This is a genomic window from Microbacterium testaceum (genome assembly GCF_020781835.1).
GTDB classification, from domain to species: Bacteria; Actinomycetota; Actinomycetes; order Actinomycetales; family Microbacteriaceae; genus Microbacterium; species Microbacterium testaceum_H.
Map to the genome: position 1 here is coordinate 1 of NZ_JAJGNJ010000037.1, position 1,156 is coordinate 1,156.

Below are 1,156 nucleotides of genomic sequence, written 5' to 3' on the forward strand. Positions count from 1 at the left end.
AGTATTGGTCCGTTCTCGCCCCGTGCAGTGCGAAGGTCAGCAGTGCTGGTGTCTCACCCCATCCTGACGCACAGGGTGCTGCCGAAGCACATCAGGTACGCCTTGTACGACAGAGCCTTGAACTCCTCCGGTGCCGCTGCGTCGACGGCGAACCAGGAAAGCACCTCGGTCTCGTTCTCGCTGATCGGCTGCCAGGTACGGATCGAGATGAACGGGAGCACGTCGTCGCCGTCTTCCACCTTCGGCCAGTTGTGCACGAAGCTCATGTTCGGGAAGATCGAGGCCGCCGAGATCATGAAGCCGTTCTCGCCGATCACATTGAGCTGGTCCTGGGACCAGACCTCCTTCATCCGGTCGATCATCTCGTCGGGGTAGCCCACGTAGCGCAGCCGCTCCTCGAGCGTTCCCTCCGGAAGCTTGTAGGTCGTGCCTCCGCCGTTGCCCGCCCAGTACGTGTTGCCGTCTTTACGCTTCTCCGCCTTCGGTTCGCGGAAGAGGCCGATCTCGACCACCGAGGTGTGGGTCTGTGGCGTGTGGTACATGTCGCCGGCGAAGTTCTCTGCGCCGATCTTCCAGTTCGCCTTCACCCGCCAGCGCTGCGGGCCGCGGAGCTCGATGCCCGAGGAGCTCTGCTTCGTGTAGTAGTCGAGATAGAAAGCGAAATCGCCGAGGTAGTCGATCAGCGGTGGCGCATCCGGATCCATGCTGATGAAGATCAACCCGTTGTAGCTGTCGAGGCTCGGCGCCGGAAGCAGGCGGGCTCCCTTGCGATTGAAGCCAGCCTCGCCACCGTACGCCTCTTCGTGGAACGGCAGCCCCACGATTCGTCCGTCGTTGCGGTACGACCAGCCGTGATACGGGCAGCGGAAGTGCGAGGCGTTGCCCATTTCCGCCCGGCACACCTGCATTCCTCGGTGCAGGCACATGTTGAACATCGCCTTGACGGAGCCACTCTCGTCGCGCACCACGATGAACGAGTCGTCGAGCACTCGCCGCACCACGTAGTCGCCGGGCTGAGGGATCTCTGATTCGTGACCCACGAAGATCCACGCGCGACTGAACAAGCGCTCCCGCTCGAGCCCTGTGCGTCAGGATGGGGTGAGACACCAGCACTGCTGACCTTCGCACTGCACGGGGCGAGAACGGACCAATACTG

The 1,156-nt window shown here is 62.7% G+C and carries 1 protein-coding gene; it reads right to left on the reverse strand.

Features of this window, described 5'->3' with window-relative positions:
• Positions 1-53: 53 nt before the first annotated feature.
• Entirely contained in the window at positions 54-1,040 is a 987-nt protein-coding gene (locus LL239_RS17485; RefSeq protein WP_228164598.1) for a Rieske 2Fe-2S domain-containing protein, read from the reverse strand.
• Positions 1,041-1,156 lie beyond the last annotated feature (116 nt).